Here is a 15,876-nt window from a genome sequence, read left to right on the forward strand (position 1 = left end):
GTCCACCACCGCCCTCGTCTCGACGTACCGCACACTCAGGAAGTGAATGACATGCAGCTCGGACTCATCGGCCTCGGCAAGATGGGCGGCAACATGCGCGAGCGCATCCGCCTCGCCGGCCACACCGTCATCGGCTACGACCGCAACCCCGACGTCTCCGACGTCAAGTCCCTCGAGGAACTGGTCGAGAAACTCGACGCCCCGCGCACGGTGTGGGTGATGGTCCCGGCCGGCCACGCGACCCAGTCCGTCGTCGACGAGCTCAAGGACCTGCTGTCCGAGGGCGACACGGTGGTCGACGGCGGCAACTCCCGCTGGACGGACGACGAGAAGCACGCCGCCGAACTCGGTATCAAGGGCATCGGCTTCGTCGACGCCGGTGTCTCGGGCGGGGTGTGGGGCCTGCAGAACGGCTACGCCCTGATGGTCGGCGGCGACAAGCAGCACGTCGAGCGGCTGGAGCCGATCTTCGAGGCGCTCAAGCCGGAGGGCCCGTACGGCTATGTCCACGCCGGCAGGGTCGGCGCCGGGCACTTCTCCAAGATGGTCCACAACGGCATCGAGTACGCCATGATGCAGGCGTACGCGGAAGGCTGGGAGCTTCTGGAGAAGGTCAAGTCCGTGGACAACGTCCGCGAGGTCTTCCGCTCCTGGCAGGAGGGCACCGTCATCCGCTCCTGGCTGCTCGACCTCGCGGTCAACGCCCTGGACGACGACGCGCACCTGGACAAGCTGAAGGGGTACGCGGAGGACTCCGGCGAGGGCCGCTGGACCGTCGAGGCGGCCATCGACAACGCCGTGCCGCTGCCGGCGATCACGGCCTCCCTCTTCGCCCGGTTCGCCTCCCGCCAGGACGACTCCCCGCAGATGAAGATGATCGCGGCGCTGCGCAACCAGTTCGGCGGCCACGCCGTCGAGTCGAAGGAGTAGTGCGCCGTGGGGGACCTTCTCCTGGTCCGCCACGGTGAGACGGAGTGGAGCCTGTCGGGCCAGCACACCAGCTGGACCGACCTGCCCCTCACCCAGCACGGCGAGGAACAGGCCAAGTCCCTCGCTCCGCTCCTCACCGGCCGGACCTACGCACTGGCGCTGTCCAGCCCGCTGGGCCGCGCGATACGCACGGCCGAACTGGCCGGCCTGACCGGGGTGGCACCCGAACCCGACCTGCACGAATGGGACTACGGCGGCTACGAGGGCGTCACCACGGCGGAGATCCACCGTTCCCGACCCGACTGGTACCTGTGGACCGACGGCGTCCCGCCGGGCCCGGAGGGCCACCCCGGCGAGTCGCCGGAGCGGATCGGCGAGCGGGCCGACCGGGTGCTCAGGAAGCTGGAGAGCGCGCTCACCACCGGCACGGGCGACGTGATCCTGGTGGCCCACGCCCACTTCCTGCGCGTGCTGACCGCGCGCCGCCTGGGTCTGCCGCCCGCGGAGGGCAGGCTGTTCCAGCTGGCGACCGGGACGGTCAGCCGGCTGTCCACCGAGCACGGCCGGCCCGTGATCGCCGAGTGGAACAAGCAGCCGTAAGAAACGTCGAAACGGCCCGTCGGTACAACTGACGGGCCCTTTCGCCGTGTTGGCCTCAGGCGCTCACCAGCGGCTCTCCCGGGGCGGCACCACGGGAAGTTTCTACGGCCCCTTTCCTAACCCCTTGTCGAAAGGCGCGCGAAGCCCATAGCCTGACGCGGCGCCGGTGCCCTCGTCCGCCCCGGCCCGGCCGTGACGGGATGGGAGGGGCAGCCGCGTGAAGCGCACATCGCGTGACATCCGCACCGCGAATCGCTACGAGGTGCTGCGCCAGATCATCGCCCAGTCCCCGACCTCACGGCAGACCCTGGCGGCCGCGACCGGGCTGAGCGTGGCCACCGTGGCCACCCTCGTCGGCGAACTGCTCGACCTCCGGATGATCACCGAGGTCGGCTTCGAGGACTCGGCGGGCGGCCGCCCCCGGGGCCTCGTCGCCGTCAACTCCGCGGGCGGCGCGCTGATCGGCGTCGACATGGCCGAGACGTACGTCCGGGTGGAGCTGTTCGACCTGGGACTGAACGTGCTGGCCCGCGCGGTGGAGGACATGCGCCCCGGCGAGAGCCGCCCCGAGCAGGCGGTCGCCCGGGTGGCGACGGCCGTCGGCGCGGTGGTCGCCCAGGCCGGCGTCGAGGGCGCGCGGGTGCTGGGGGCCGGGGTGAGCGTGCCGGGGCAGGTGGACCGGGCCACCGGCATCGCCGAGTACGCACCCAACTGGGACTGGCACGACGTGCCGTTGCTCGACCTGCTCTCCGAGCACATCGCCTACCCGCTCCACCTGGACAACCCGCTGCGGGCGTGCGCGGTGGCCGAGCAGTGGTTCGGGGCGGCTCGCGGCCGCGGGGACACCGTGGTGGTGAACCTCGGCACCGGGGTCGGCGCCGGGCTCGCGCTGGGCGGCAGGCTGCACCGGGGGGTGAGCAACAGCGCCGGGGAGTGGGGGCACACCACGCTCGTGCTGGACGGGCGGCTGTGCCACTGCGGCAACCACGGCTGCGTCGAGACGTACGTCGGTGCCCCCGGCATCATGCTCAACCTGCGCGAACTCAGCGCACGCAGCACGCTGTTGCACCCCGAGGACCAGACGGCGACCATCGACGCCCTGGCCCACGGGGTCGCCACGGGCGACCCGGTGGCCGTCAAAGTGGTCCGCGACACGGCCCGTTACCTGGGGGCGGGCATCGCGGACCTGGTGAACCTGTTCAACCCCGAAGTGGTCGTGCTCAGCAGCTGGGTCGCCAGGAAGCTGGGCGCACCGCTGCTCGACGAAGTGCGCGAGGCCGTCCGGCGGCACGCGCTGCGGCGGCCGTTCGCCGCCACCGAGATCGTCCTCTCCCCCGTCCCCACCGACCCGGTCTGCCTGGGCGCGGCCACGTTCGCGCTGGAGGGCGCCCTGCAGGCCGTGGGACAGAGGACACCGAAACGCACCACCCCGGCAAGGAGCCGTACCGCACCGCCTTCATGACGACGGAAGGGATGCACGTGTCTCACCCGCACCACAGCAGATCGGTCCTCCTGACGGCCGCAGCCGCACTGGCCCTCACCGGGCCCCTGACATCACTCCCGTCCGCCTCGGCCGCCACCGGCACCGCCCCGGCCGCCGAGGTCTCCCCGCACGCCGCCCAGACCATCGACGACATCGGCGCCTCGGGCGCCTGGTGGGTCAACGACCTCCAGCACTTCTCGCCCAAGGTCCAGGCCCGGGTGGCGAAGCTGCTCTTCGCCAAGCAGGGCCTGGACCTCAGCTCGTACCGCTACAACATCGGGGGTGGCGGGGTCGCGGTCACCACCCCGGCGCGCGCCGCCGAGGACTTCCTGAACTCCGACGGCTCGTACGACTGGAGCAGGGACGACGGCGGCCGGACGTTCCTCGGGTACGCCGCGAAGTACGGCGTCGAGGACCTGATCGGCTTCGTGAACAGCGCGCCGGCGCGGTGGACCACCAACGGGCAGAGCTGCGGCGGACAGCTGAAGGCGGAGAACGAGTCCGACTACGCCCGCTACATCGCCGACGTCACCGACCACTTCGCCCGCCAGGGCGTGCGGCTGGACCACATCAGTCCCTTCAACGAACCGGACAACGACTTCGGTTCGTGCGGCCAGGAGGGCATGCGGGTCACCGTCGACCAACGCGACGACATCGTGCGGGCGCTCGGCGCCGAGCAGCGGGCCCGGCACCAGAAGACCTCGATCATCGCCGACGAGTCCAGCCAGACGACCCAGTTCGTCTCCGAACTCCCGCAGTGGATCTCGCAGCCGGACACCGCGCAGTACGTGTCCGCGCTGGCGCACCACACCTACGACAACCCCGGCGACGGCCAGCTCGGCAACGTCTACGAGACGTCGCGGACGGTCGGCCAGAAGTCCTGGGCATCGGAGATCTGCTGCTTCGGCAAGGGCTCGACGGGCTGGAACCAGGAGTACGACCCGTCCATCGACAACGCCCTGCTGATGTCCCGGATCATCTACAAGGACTTCGCGAGCGCCCACGACTCGGCCTTCCAGTGGTGGGTGGCGCTGGCCAGCGGCTACGGCACCGACCCGTACGCGAAGAACGACGCCGGCTGGAACGACGGCCTGATCTACTACGACCCCGACTACGCGACGAACGGCAACCAGACGCTGTACTTCACCAAGCGGTACTACGCGCTCGGCCAGTACAGCAAGTTCGTCGAACCGGGCTCGGTCGCGCACAACGTGACCGGCGCGCCGGACGGGGTCGAGGTGTCGGCGTACGACAGCGGCGGGAAGTGGGTGGTCGTGGTCAACAACCACAACACGACCGCCACCCCGCTGAGTCTGCACTTCAACAAGGCGACGCCGAAGCGGGCCGGGGAGGCGGTGCGGACGTCGGCCACCGAGGACTGGGCCGAGGTCGCCAAGCCGTCGGTGAGCGCGGGGACGGTCTCCGCGACCCTGGCGGCCCGCTCGATCACGACGTACGTCTTCGACCAGAAGGGCCACGGCAGTTCGGCCGTGACCGGCGCGCTGGCGGGCAGGCAGTCCGGCAAGTGCCTGACGGCGGACGCCTCCGGGGCCGCCATCGCCACCTGCACGGGCGCGGCGGACCAGTCCTGGTCGTACGACGCGACGGGTGCCCTGAAGGGCGCGAACGGCTATCTGACGGCGTCGGGTTCCGGCCTGACGGCCACCGCCGACCACACCGGTGACGCGAGCCAGCGCTGGCTGCTGAACGCCAACGGGCAGATCCTCAGCGAGGCGTCCGGCAAGTGCCTGGACGTCAGCGGACAGGCCACCGCCGACGGCGGCAAGGTGATCCTCTACAGCTGCAACAGCGGCACCAACGAGGCCTGGACCAGGAAGTAGCCGCACCGTACCGCACCCGACCGAGGGCCGCCGGCACCCCCCTGACCCGGCGGCCCTCAACTTGCCCTGCTTTCACATCTGTTCGCCATTCCGAACCGGTGCAACGTTTCACGCAGACTTCGTCCAACCTCTTGCCGAAGTGTTAGCCGAAGGTTAACGTCCCGCTCCGCAAAGCAATTTCAGCCATCTGGTTCCGAGGTCCCACGGGCCGTAGAGGCACAGCCGCACTCGACAGACAAGGACGTCAGCATGTCGGCACTCAGCAACAACAACTGGTCCCGCCGGTCTCTCTTCCGGGCGGCAGCGGGCATGGCCGCCGCCGGCACGCTGGCCGCGTGCGGCAGCAACAACGGCAGGGGCGGGGGCAGCGGGTCGGGCAAGCAGCTCACGCAGATGTACCACGCCTACGGCGAGGCCGGCGTGGAGCAGGCGCTCAAGAGGTACGCCTCCGGGTACAAGAGCGCCGACGTGACGACGCAGTGGATCACCAGCTCCGACTACGAGAGCAAGCTCTTCGCCACGCTGCTCACCAAGTCCGCCCCGGACGTGTTCGAGTTCCACCCGCAGATCCAGATGGTCAAGAGCGGTCAGGTCGCCGACCTGAGCGACCTCATCGACCCGGTCAAGGACGACTTCAACCCGGCGGACATCAAGTCGCACACCGTGGACGGGAAGATCTACGGCATACGGATGATCGACGACCCGCAGTTCTTCTTCTACCGGCCCTCACTGTTCGAGAAGGCCGGCGTCAAGGTCCCGGAGACCCTCGACGAGCTGATCGAGGCCGCCGCCAAGCTCACCACCAGCAAGATGAAGGGCGTCTTCCTCGGCAACGACCTGCACGCGATCATCAGCCCGCTGATCTGGTCCGCGGGCGCCGACACCCTCGACGACAAGAACCAGATCGCCTATCACACGCCGGGCGTCGTCGAAGGCCTCAAGAAGCTGCGCAAGCTGTTCACCAGCGGCGATCTGCTCCTCGGCGCCCCGACCGACTTCTGGGACCCGTCCTCGCTCAACCAGGGCCTGTGCGCCATGCAGTTCTGCGGTATGTGGGCGATGCCGCAGTTCCAGAAGGTGCTCGGCGACGACCTCGGGATCTTCCCCTTCCCGAAGACCGTCGACTCGGGCAAGCAGTCCGTCTACAACGGCGGCTGGTCGATGTTCGTCAACGCCAAGGGCGACAACGTCGACGCGGCCAAGGAGTACGTCAAGTGGCTGTGGATCGACCAGAAGAAGGACCAGGAGGACTTCGCGACGTCGTACGGCTTCCACATCCCGCCGCGCACCTCGATCGCCGCTTCGGCCACCAAGCTCAAGTCCGGTCTCCCCGCGGAGGGCGTGAAGCTCTTCAACGAGTTCGGGCACTTCGACAACATCGGCTGGACCCAGGCGATGATCCAGGCGTCGTGGGACGTCCTGTCCAACTGCGTCCGCAAGGCCGGTGACCCGGACAAGGCGCTCGACCAGTGCGACACGGCCGTCAACCGCGAGCTGAAGAAGCTCTTCGGATAGATCGCGGACGGATCGGATCCATGTCGACGACCACGACGCGCGACCTCGCGAACCCCGCCTCGGTGCCGGCCGGTCCGGCCAAGCCGCGGCGGGGCCTGCGGGACAGCCGCACCCTCAACTTCTGGCTCTTCATCGGCCCCTTCCTGATCGGGCTGATCGTCTTCGTCTACGTGCCGATCGGCTGGAGTCTCTACCTCAGCTTCTTCGACGCGCGGTTCACCGTCACGCCGGACAAGTTCGTCGGCTTCGACAACTACACGTACATGCTGACGGACCCCAAGTTCACGGGGTCGCTCGTCACCTTCACCGTCTTCGCGGTGTTCATCGTGCCGGCCACCTGGGCGGTGTCGCTCGGCCTCGCCCTGCTGGTCAACCAGATCAGGTTCATGCGGGCGTTCTTCCGGTCGGTGTTCTTCCTGCCGACCGCGTGCAGCTACGTCGCCGCGTCGCTGATCTGGAAGATGTCCCTCTTCAGCGGGGTCCGCTTCGGCCTGCTGAACACGGTCCTCGGCTGGTTCGGGGTCGACAGCATCGCCTGGCTGGCCTCCCCCAGCCCGCCCTGGTACTGGCTCGTCATCGTCACGCTCCGGCTGTGGCTGCAGTCCGGTTTCTACATGATCCTGTTCCTGGCGGCCCTGCAGAACATCCCGGGCGAGCTGTACGAGGCCGCCGCCATCGACGGCGCCAAGCGGGGCTGGCAGACCTTCCGGTACATCACCCTGCCGCAGCTGAGGGCCACCTCGACCGCGGTGATCCTGCTGCTGCTCATCGCCGCCTACCAGGCCTTCGACGAGTTCTACAACCTGCTCGACAAGACCACCTGGGGCCGGCCGCCGCTGGTCGAGCTGTACGCCACCGCCCTCGGCACGTCACAGGACTACGGCGCCGGGAGTGCGGGAGCCGTCATCCTGACCCTGCTGATCATCGTCGTCACCCTGTTCCAGGGCAAGATCATGGGCTTCGGAAGAGGGGACGAGTCCAAGTGACCACCACCACGCCCGACCTGAACAAGACCGCCGCCACGAAGGCCAGGCGCCGTCGCGGCGGCGGAGTGATGGGCAGCACCGGCCTGTACATCGCCACCGGTGTCGCCGCCTTCCTCTTCCTGGTCCCGTTCTACGTCCTGCTCCGCAACGCGCTCACCACGGACGCCGCCATCACCGGGCCGAGCTGGGAGTTCTTCCCCACGCACGTGCAGTGGGGCAACCTCAAGGAGCTGTTCGACGACCCGCAGGTGGACTTCGCCCAGTCCATGTGGAACTCGCTGATCGTCGGCGTCTCCATGACCGCCGGCATCCTGCTGGTGTGCTCGCTGGCCGGCTACGCCCTGGCCCGCATCCCCTACAAGCACGCCAACAAGATCTTCTACGTCGTCCTGGGCACCCTGATGGTCCCGACCTCGGTGACCTTCGTGCCCAGCTTCGTGCTGGTCTCCTCGCTCGGCTGGGTGGACACCTACCGGGGCCTGATCATCCCGGGCCTGTTCAGTGGTTTCACCTGCTTCCTGTTCCGGCAGTACTTCCTGGGGTTCCCGAAGGAGCTGGAGGAGGCGGCACGCGTGGACGGGCTGGGCTACTGGGGCTCGTACTGGCGCGTCGTCGTGCCCAACTCGCTCAACTTCTTCGCGGCGATCGCCACCATCACCTTCATCAGCGCCTGGAACGCCTTCCTGTGGCCGCTGGTCATCGGCCAGGACCCCGGGGCGTGGACCGTCCAGGTCGTGCTCTCGTCGTACATGACCAACCAGACGGTCGTCTTCCACACGATCTTCATGGCCACCGCCATCTCCATCCTGCCCCTGGTGTTCGTCTTCCTCTTCCTCCAGCGCTGGCTGGTCCAGGGGATCGCGCAGACCGGCATCAAGGGCTGACCCGCCTCGAGAGACCTGGAGACCGATGTCTTTCCGCTCCGCCACGGCTGTCGACTACGTCGAGGACGTCTCACCGGGCTCCGGGGCCCTGCCGCCCCGCGCCTGGTACCCCGCCTCGGACGCCGCGTCCCTCTCCCTGAACGGCAGTTGGCGCTTCAGGCTGTCGCCGACGGCCGACGCCGAGGACGACTCGTTCGCCGCGCCGGGGTACGACGCCGACGGCTGGGCGGAGGTCTCGGTCCCGGGGCACTGGGTGCTCCAGGGGCACGGCGCGCCGGTCTACACGAACCACCTCTACCCGTTCCCGGTCGACCCGCCCAGGGTCCCGACCGAGAACCCCACCGGTGACCACCTGCGGTTCTTCGACCTGCCCGAGGGCTGGGACCCGGCCGACGGCGGTACGGTGCTGCGCTTCGACGGTGTCGAGTCCTGTGCCCGGGTGTGGCTGAACGGCACGGAGGTCGGCGAGTTCAAGGGTTCCCGGCTGCCGCACGAGTTCGCCGTCGGCCATCTGCTGAAGCCGGCCGGCAACGTGCTCGCCGTCCGCGTCCACCAGTGGTCGGCCGGCTCCTACCTGGAGGACCAGGACCAGTGGTGGCTGCCCGGCATCTTCCGGGACGTGACCCTGCTGCACCGCCCGGCCGGCAGCGTCCTCGACTTCTTCGTGCACGCCTCCTACGACCATGTCACCGGCGCGGGCACGCTGCGCGTCGACTCCGACGTGGACGGCCGGGTCACCGTGCCGGAGCTGGACATCGACATCGCGACCGGCGAGCCGGCGACCGTCCCGGTCCAGGCGTGGACGGCCGAGACCCCGAGGCTGTACGACGGGGTGCTGGCCACCGAGGGCGAGCGGGTGCCGTTGCGGATCGGCTTCCGGACGGTGGAGGCGGCCGACGGGCTGATCAAGGTCAACGGGAAGGCGGTCCTCTTCAAGGGGGTCAACCGGCACGAGTGGCATCACGAGCGGGGCCGGGCGCTCGATCTTGAGACCATGCGCGCCGACGTGCTGCTGATGAAGCGGCACAACATCAACGCGGTCCGCACCTCCCACTACCCGCCGCACCCGGCCTTCCTCGACCTGTGCGACGAGTACGGCCTGTGGGTGATCGACGAGTGCGACCTGGAGACCCACGGTTTCACCGAGCAGGCCTGGCGGGACAACCCGGTCGACGACGACCGCTGGACCCCGGCGCTGCTCGACCGGGCCGCCCGGATGGTCGAGCGCGACAAGAACCACCCGTCGGTGGTGATCTGGTCCCTCGGCAACGAGGCCGGCACCGGCCGGGGCCTGACCGCGATGGCCGAGTGGATCCACGGCCGGGACGCCTCCCGGCTCGTGCACTACGAGGGTGACGTCGACTGCCGTGACGCGGACGTGTACTCGCGGATGTACGCCGACCACGCCGAGGTCGAGCGGATCGGCCGGGGCCTGGACGGCGGCACCCACAAACGCCGTGCACTCCCCTTCATCCTCTGCGAGTACGGGCACGCCATGGGCAACGGCCCCGGTGGCCTCGCCGACTACCAGCGGATCTTCGAGTCGTACGGCCGGCTCCAGGGCGGCTTCATCTGGGAGTGGATCGACCACGGCATCAAGGACGACCGCTACGGCTACGCGTACGGCGGCGACTTCGGCGAGGAGCTGCACGACGGGAACTTCGTCTGCGACGGACTGGTCTTCCCCGACCGGCGGCCCTCACCGGGGCTGGTGGAGTACAAGAAGGTGATCGAACCCGTCCGCATCGAGGGCGACGGCGCCACCGTCCGCGTCACCAACCGGCAGGACTTCGCCGATCTGGCCGCGCTGGACTTCGAGTGGTCGTACCAGGTCGGCGGCGAGACCGTCGAGTCGGGCCGTCTTGCCGTACCGGCCCTGGCGGCCGGCGAGTCGGCGGACGTGAAGCTGCCGGAGCCGCCCGTCGCCGCCGGCAGCGGCGAGACCCAGTGGACGGTACGCGCCCTGCTGGCGGCGGACACCGCCTGGGCGCCGGGCGGCCACGTGGTGGCCTGGGGCCAGTTCCCCGTCTCGGGGCGGCAGGTGCCGGCCTTCGCCGCCGCCGCGGGACCGGTGGTGTCCGGCGACGGGGTGATCACCCTGGGGCCGGCCGTCTTCGACGCCCGCGGCGGCGCGCTGCGGGGCATCGGCTCGGTGCCGGTGACCGGACTGCGACTGGACGTGTGGCGGGCGACGACCGACAACGACGACGGCGCGGCCTGGCAGAGCGACATCCGCTACGGCGCGCTGTGGCGGAAGTTCGGTCTGCACCGGATGCGGCACCGCCTGGACGCGGTGGAGCCGGCCGCCGACGCCCTGACCGTGCGCACCCGGGTGGCGCCCGCCGCCTGGGAGTTCGGGCTGGTGACCGTCTACCGCTGGACCACGGACGGCGACCGGCTCCGGCTCACCGTGTCTGTCACCCCCGACGGCGACTGGACGGTACCGCTGCCCCGGCTCGGGGTCCGCTTCGGGCTGCCGGCCGCCGACCGGGTGCGGTGGTTCGGCGGCGGGCCGGGCGAGGCGTATCCGGACACCAAGACGGCGTCGATGGTCGGCCGTTGGCAGTCGACGGTGGACGACCTGCAGACGCCGTACGTCCGTCCGCAGGAGAACGGCGCCCGCGCGGACGTCCGCTGGGCGGAGATCGGCGGGCTGCGGATCGAGGGCGACCCGGAGTTCTGGTTCACGGCCCGCCGCTGGACCACCGAGCAGCTGGACGCGGCCACGCACCGCAGCGACCTCACCCCGGGCACAGCATCCGACAGCGGCTCCGCGGCAGGCGTGTGGGTCAACCTGGACCACGGCCAGCACGGCATCGGCTCGCAGTCCTGCGGTCCGGGCGTGCTGCCGCAGTACCAACTGCACGCCCGGCCGGCCGAGTTCTCCTTCGTGTTCTCGGACATCGGCTGATCCGCCGCCCCTGGGCGCAGAGGGGAACGAGTACGGCCGTCAAACCCGGCGACCGATTCACCCGCACGAATGGCGGCGCATCGGAAGCCCCGCAGCCCGTCGCCCCGCCGTCGCACGACGGGGCGACGGGGCGACGGGGCGACGGGGCGACGGGCTGCGTGATGGCCGCCCCGACGTACCCGGCCGGCTCGGTCAGCGGGTGCGGGTGATGGTCTTGTGCTCGACGTAGCCGGTCAGGCCGACCTTGCCGTACTCACGGCCGATGCCGCTGGCCTTGTAGCCGCCGAACGGGCCGTCGAAGCTGTTGCCGGCCCCGTTGATGATGACGCCACCGGTGCGCAGCCGCCGGGCGACCGCCAGGGCGCGCTCGGTGTCGGTGCCCCAGACACCGCCGGACAGGCCGTACTCGGAGTCGTTGGCGATGCGGACGGCGTCGTCCTCGTCCTCGTAGGCGATGACCACGAGGACCGGGCCGAAGATCTCCTCCTGGGCGATGCGCATGGAGTTGTCGACGTCGGCGAAGACGGTGGGGGTGACGTAGTTGCCCTTCTCCAGGCCCTCGGGGATCTGCGGGCCGCCGGTGACCAGGCGGGCACCCTCCTCGATCCCGAGGTTGATGTAGTCGATGACGCGCTGCTGCTGGTCGCGGCGGATCATCGGGCCGATGAAGGTGTCCGGGGCGGCCGGATCGCCGACCTTGAGGGATTCGACCATCGTCTTCACGGCCTCGACGACCTCCTCGTACCGGCTGCGCGGCGCGAGGACTCGGCTCTGCAGGATGCAGGCCTCGCCGTTGTTGCCGAGCGAGGCGAAGCGCAGGCCCTGCATGACGGTGTCCAGGTCGGCGTCGTCCAGGATGACGGCGGCGGACTTGCCGCCCAGCTCCAGGCCGACGCGCTTGAGGTGGTCACCGGCGATGGAGCCGATGCGGCGGCCGGCGCCGGTGGAGCCGGTGAAGGAGATCTTGTCGATGCCGGGGTGGGAGACGAGGTACTCGCTGGTCTCGCGGTCGGCGGGCAGGACGGACAGGACGCCCTCGGGCAGACCGGCCTCGTGCCACAGGTCGGCGAGGAGCGCCATGCTCAGGGAGTTCTCCGGGGACACCTTCAGCACGACGGTGTTGCCAGCCAGCAGGGCCGGGACGAGCTTCGCCGTGGCCGCGGAGAACGGAGAGTTCCAGGGAATGACCGCGGCCACGACGCCGATCGCCTCGCGGCGCACGATGGTGTCGAAGGCGACCGACTCGTCGGAGGGCTCGATGATCTCCTCCCAGCCGAACTCCCCGGCGGCCTTGAGGTACGCCTTCACCTGGCGGGTCAGGAAGGGCTGACCCGCCTTGGTGAACCAGCCGGCCGAGCCGTTCTCGACGGAGATGGCGTGGGCGACCTCGTCGGCACGGGCGGCACGCAGTTCGTCGTAGCGGCGGACGACAGCCTGCCGCTCCTCGGGGGTGGTGCGCGGCCAGGGGCCCTGGTCGAAGGCCTTGCGGGCGGCGGCGACGGCCGCGTCGACGTCGGCCGGCGCGGCCTGGGCGGCACTGCCCAGCACGGACTGGTCGTGCGGGGAGCGGATGTCGAGCAGCAGGGACGGGTCGCTGGGGGCGGTCCAGGCGCCGCCGATGGAGAGCTTGTCGCGGACGGTCATGATTTCACGTTCTTTCGTGTGGAGAAGCGGCGGGACTGGAGTGCCCCCGGGGCGCGCCGTCGGGACGGCGCGTGGAGGGCAGTGGCGGTCCGGCGGACGGAGTTGCCCGCCGGTGGGGCCGTCGCGGCAGCCGATGGACGAGATCTGCACGAAGTGACCCGACCGCTGACCGCGCGGCACCGGCAGCGCGGCGCGGGTGACGTCGGCATTGCGCGTTCTTCATTCCCTGGGCTTTGTCCGCCACCCCACCGGATGGCAACATCAGTGTAGCCATCAAAGAAAGAAACGCAACACTGATGTTGCAGTTATTGGCAGTGCCGCATCTCACAAGAGGCTTTCGGTGGAGTGATCGTGCGTAGGGATAGATTTTGAGGACCATGAGAGCTGACGCCGCACGCAACCTGAACGCCGTCCTCCACGCGGGTGCCCGGCTCCTCGCCGAAGATCCGGGCACCTCCATGGCGGCCATCGCCGTGGCCGCCGGGGTGGACCGCACCACCGTTCACCGCCGCTTCGCCAACCGTGAGGCTCTGCTCAGCGCGGTGTTCCGAGCCAAGCTCGACTCCGCCGAACGCGTTCTGGACGAGGCCCGGCTCACCGAGGCGCCCGTCCCGGTCGCCCTGCACCGCTACCTGGAGGGAATCATCCCGGTCAGCCGTGTGTGGCCCGTCGACACGCGCCGCATGATGCGCAAGGACCCCGAGGCGGACGCCCGCCGGGCGGAACAGAGCAGTCGCCTGGACGCGTTCGTCCAGCGAGCCGTCGACGAGGGGTACCTGCGCGTCGACGTCAGCGCGGCCTGGGCTCGTGCGGTCCTGGACGAACTGGTCGACACCGCGGCACACCGGTTCCCCGATCTGGAGGCGCCTCAGGCAGCCGACCTGGTCGCCCGCACCTTCCTGGAAGGCGTCGGCGCGGCCTGACGCTCCGGCGACCTCCGTACCGAACCCCCGTACGGAATAGGCGCGTCGAGCGAGAGCCACCCCTTTCGGCAGCTCGGCCGGTCGGCGGCTCGGCGGCGAACTCGGCAACGCGTCTGCAGGCTTCGGCGCTGCTCAGGCCCTGGTCCATGAGCCGGAGAAGCCCATCGCACCCCTTGAGCCGGGGTGTTGCAACGACCACCGGGACTCAAGGCGTGGTCCGGGGCCTTCGGTCCGCTCAGCGTCCGTGCCCGGCGGCCCCGCAGCGGTACAGGGTGTAGCGGGAGACGTGGACCGGTGAGCAGTGGCCGATGACCCAGCGGACCAGGGCCCGGCCGGGAGTCCTCGCGCCCCGGGCCCGGTGGGTGAGGTCGGCCGAGGAGAGCACGACGTAGCGGAGCCGGCCGGTGTCGATCAGGTGGTGGAAGGTGCCGGGCGCGGGATACGGCACCCGCGCGGTGAAGCCGCCGAGCGGGAGGACGGAGGCGTTGTCGGAGAGGATGTACGGTGCCGCCATCTGCCAGCGGGGCACGGCGGCCAGGTAACGGGCACCGTCGCGGTGGGCGGTGAGGTAGGCGAGGACGCGCCGCTGGTCCGGGTCCAGGGCGTAGGCGCCGTTGCGGGTGGCGATGCTGCCGGGGCCGATCCGGCCGAACCCGCCGGGCTGGTTGTACCGCAGGGAGGTCGCGGACGCGGACCAGACGGCGGGGATCACCAGGACCCCCGCGAGGGCGACGGCCAGGGCGGCCCGGCGCGGACCTGACCCGCCGGCGGCGAGGAGGACCAGGGCCGGCAGGGCCAGGGCCGCGGCGACGCCGGCCGACCAGGTGAAGAAGCCCGGGTAGTGCAGCGTGAGGGCCGCGCACCAGCCGACGTCGATGGCGAGGACCGCGCACAGGACGCTCCGGCGCCGCACCCGGGTCACGGCCGTCGCGGCCAGGGCCGACAGACCGACCGCCACCACCCCCATGTAGTAGGTGTGTCCGGTCACGCTGCCGAAGCTGAAGACCAGGAAGAACGTCACCAGCCAGACGCCCCACAGCAGGTACCCGGCCAGGAAGGGATCGGTGCGCCCCGGGCGGCGGCGCCACAGCGTGACCAGCCCGGCGGCCAGGCCCAGCGCCGCCAGCGGGTACAGCCAGCCCGTCTGGCTGGCCAGCCCGGGGCTGAACATCTTCCAGACGCTGTCGCCCATCCCGGCCGAGGCCCTGCCGTGCGCCGGGTCGGCGACGATGCTCCCGGTACCGGCCGCGTCGACACCCAGCGCCTGGAAGCGGGTCAGGAAGTTGTAGCCGACGACCAGGGCGATCGGCGAGTTGTCGGTCGTGCCGTCGAGGTAGGGACGGTCGGCGGCCGGGGTGAGACCGGCGGCCAGCATCCACGACAGGGACACCGCCAGCATGACCGCCCCGGACACGGCAAGGTCCCGGAGCCGGCGGCGCACCGTCGTCGGTGCGGCCACCAGGTAGGTCACGGCCAGCGCGGGCAGCACCGCCCAGGCCTCCAGCATCTTGCACTGGAAGGCCACCCCGACCCAGACGCCCGCCAGGACGAGGGTGCGCGGCCGGGCGCGGGCGGTGGCCCGCTGGGTGGCCTCGGCGGCCAGCAGCAACAGCAGGACGAACGGCGCGTCCTCGGTGACCGAACGGCCGAGGCCCACGGTCACCGGGGTGAGCGTGAGGAAGGCCGCGGCCAGCAGACCCGCCGGTACGCCGGCCCAGCGCCGCACCAGCACGTGGAGCAGCACCACCGAGGCCACGCCCTCCACGGCCTGCGGGATCACCAGGGACCACGGGTGGAAGCCGAAGACCAGCGCCGACAGGGCCTGCGGCCACAGGAAGCCGGGCAGCTTGTCCAGAGTGATGGAGCCCGCCGGGTCGAAGGAGCCGTAGAGGAAGGCGACCGGATTGTCGGTCATGCTGCGCACCGCGCTCGCGTAGAAGGCGTGGTACGCGCTGTGCCAGATACCCCAGCAGAAGAGCAGCGCGGCGACGGCGGCGATGCCGGCGAGGATCGGGCGCTCGTAGCGCTGGGTACGGCTCCGCGCCCGGGCCGGCGAGGGCGGCGGCCCCTCGGCACGCAGGAGCGGCTCGGCGCTGACAGGGCTCGGCATCGCGGACGGCCTCCAGGACTCCCGGTGTCCAGGGCTTCCAGAACGCCCC

The 15,876-nt window shown here is 70.4% G+C and carries 11 protein-coding genes; 9 read left to right on the top strand and 2 right to left on the bottom strand.

What is annotated here, in order from left to right:
- Window positions 1-42 precede the first annotated feature (42 nt).
- The 8 genes from gnd (at window position 43) to LQ326_RS18610 (ending at window position 11,150) form a co-directional block, all read left to right on the top strand.
- The gene (gene gnd / locus LQ326_RS18575; protein ID WP_308401961.1) at window positions 43-930 is read left to right on the top strand and encodes a phosphogluconate dehydrogenase (NAD(+)-dependent, decarboxylating); all 888 of its coding nucleotides are present in this window, start codon (window positions 43-45) and stop codon (window positions 928-930) included.
- Window positions 931-936: 6 nt separating this feature from the next.
- The gene (locus LQ326_RS18580; RefSeq protein ID WP_234538189.1) at window positions 937-1,530 is read left to right on the top strand and encodes a histidine phosphatase family protein; all 594 of its coding nucleotides are present in this window, start codon (window positions 937-939) and stop codon (window positions 1,528-1,530) included.
- A 217-nt stretch (window positions 1,531-1,747) separates the two neighbouring features.
- Window positions 1,748-2,992, top strand: coding sequence for an ROK family protein (locus LQ326_RS18585; protein ID WP_234538192.1), 1,245 nt, complete (start codon window positions 1,748-1,750; stop codon window positions 2,990-2,992).
- An 11-nt stretch (window positions 2,993-3,003) separates the two neighbouring features.
- On the top strand, window positions 3,004-4,854 hold the full coding sequence (locus tag LQ326_RS18590; RefSeq protein ID WP_234538194.1) for a glycoside hydrolase: 1,851 nt from the start codon (window positions 3,004-3,006) through the stop codon (window positions 4,852-4,854).
- A gap of 249 nt (window positions 4,855-5,103) precedes the next feature.
- Window positions 5,104-6,369: an ABC transporter substrate-binding protein gene (locus LQ326_RS18595; protein ID WP_234538196.1), complete on the top strand. Its 1,266-nt coding sequence runs from the start codon at window positions 5,104-5,106 to the stop codon at window positions 6,367-6,369.
- Window positions 6,370-6,389: 20 nt separating this feature from the next.
- Window positions 6,390-7,355 (top strand): carbohydrate ABC transporter permease, encoded by a 966-nt coding sequence (locus tag LQ326_RS18600; protein ID WP_234538198.1) that lies wholly within the window; start codon window positions 6,390-6,392, stop codon window positions 7,353-7,355.
- On the top strand, window positions 7,352-8,239 hold the full coding sequence (locus LQ326_RS18605; protein WP_234538200.1) for a carbohydrate ABC transporter permease: 888 nt from the start codon (window positions 7,352-7,354) through the stop codon (window positions 8,237-8,239). The genes LQ326_RS18600 and LQ326_RS18605 overlap by 4 nt, the downstream gene beginning before the upstream one ends.
- A gap of 25 nt (window positions 8,240-8,264) precedes the next feature.
- On the top strand, window positions 8,265-11,150 hold the full coding sequence (locus LQ326_RS18610; RefSeq protein ID WP_234538203.1) for a glycoside hydrolase family 2 TIM barrel-domain containing protein: 2,886 nt from the start codon (window positions 8,265-8,267) through the stop codon (window positions 11,148-11,150).
- A 192-nt stretch (window positions 11,151-11,342) separates the two neighbouring features.
- Here LQ326_RS18610 and LQ326_RS18615 read toward each other — a convergent pair whose 3' ends face one another.
- A complete protein-coding gene (locus tag LQ326_RS18615; protein WP_234538206.1) occupies window positions 11,343-12,794 on the bottom strand; it encodes an aldehyde dehydrogenase in 1,452 nt (483 codons plus the stop codon).
- A gap of 377 nt (window positions 12,795-13,171) precedes the next feature.
- Here LQ326_RS18615 and LQ326_RS18620 point away from each other — a divergent pair, with 377 nt between their 5' ends.
- Window positions 13,172-13,717 (top strand): TetR/AcrR family transcriptional regulator, encoded by a 546-nt coding sequence (locus tag LQ326_RS18620; protein ID WP_234538208.1) that lies wholly within the window; start codon window positions 13,172-13,174, stop codon window positions 13,715-13,717.
- A 235-nt stretch (window positions 13,718-13,952) separates the two neighbouring features.
- Here the strand turns inward: LQ326_RS18620 and LQ326_RS18625 are convergent, their stop codons facing one another.
- A complete protein-coding gene (locus LQ326_RS18625) occupies window positions 13,953-15,827 on the bottom strand; it encodes an ArnT family glycosyltransferase (protein WP_234538211.1) in 1,875 nt (624 codons plus the stop codon).
- Window positions 15,828-15,876: the final 49 nt, after the last annotated feature.

The sequence above is a fragment of the Streptomyces shenzhenensis genome, from assembly GCF_021462265.1.
GTDB lineage: Bacteria > Actinomycetota > Actinomycetes > Streptomycetales > Streptomycetaceae > Streptomyces > Streptomyces shenzhenensis.

Coding starts and splice junctions, on each gene's coding strand:
- LQ326_RS18590 (WP_234538194.1), top strand. CDS start 3,004: ATGCACGTGTCTCACCCGCACCACAGCAGATCGGTCCTCCTGACGGCC.
- LQ326_RS18595 (WP_234538196.1), top strand. CDS start 5,104: ATGTCGGCACTCAGCAACAACAACTGGTCCCGCCGGTCTCTCTTCCGG.
- LQ326_RS18600 (WP_234538198.1), top strand. CDS start 6,390: ATGTCGACGACCACGACGCGCGACCTCGCGAACCCCGCCTCGGTGCCG.
- LQ326_RS18615 (WP_234538206.1), bottom strand. CDS start 12,794: ATGACCGTCCGCGACAAGCTCTCCATCGGCGGCGCCTGGACCGCCCCC.
- LQ326_RS18610 (WP_234538203.1), top strand. CDS start 8,265: ATGTCTTTCCGCTCCGCCACGGCTGTCGACTACGTCGAGGACGTCTCA.
- LQ326_RS18620 (WP_234538208.1), top strand. CDS start 13,172: ATGAGAGCTGACGCCGCACGCAACCTGAACGCCGTCCTCCACGCGGGT.
- LQ326_RS18625 (WP_234538211.1), bottom strand. CDS start 15,827: ATGCCGAGCCCTGTCAGCGCCGAGCCGCTCCTGCGTGCCGAGGGGCCG.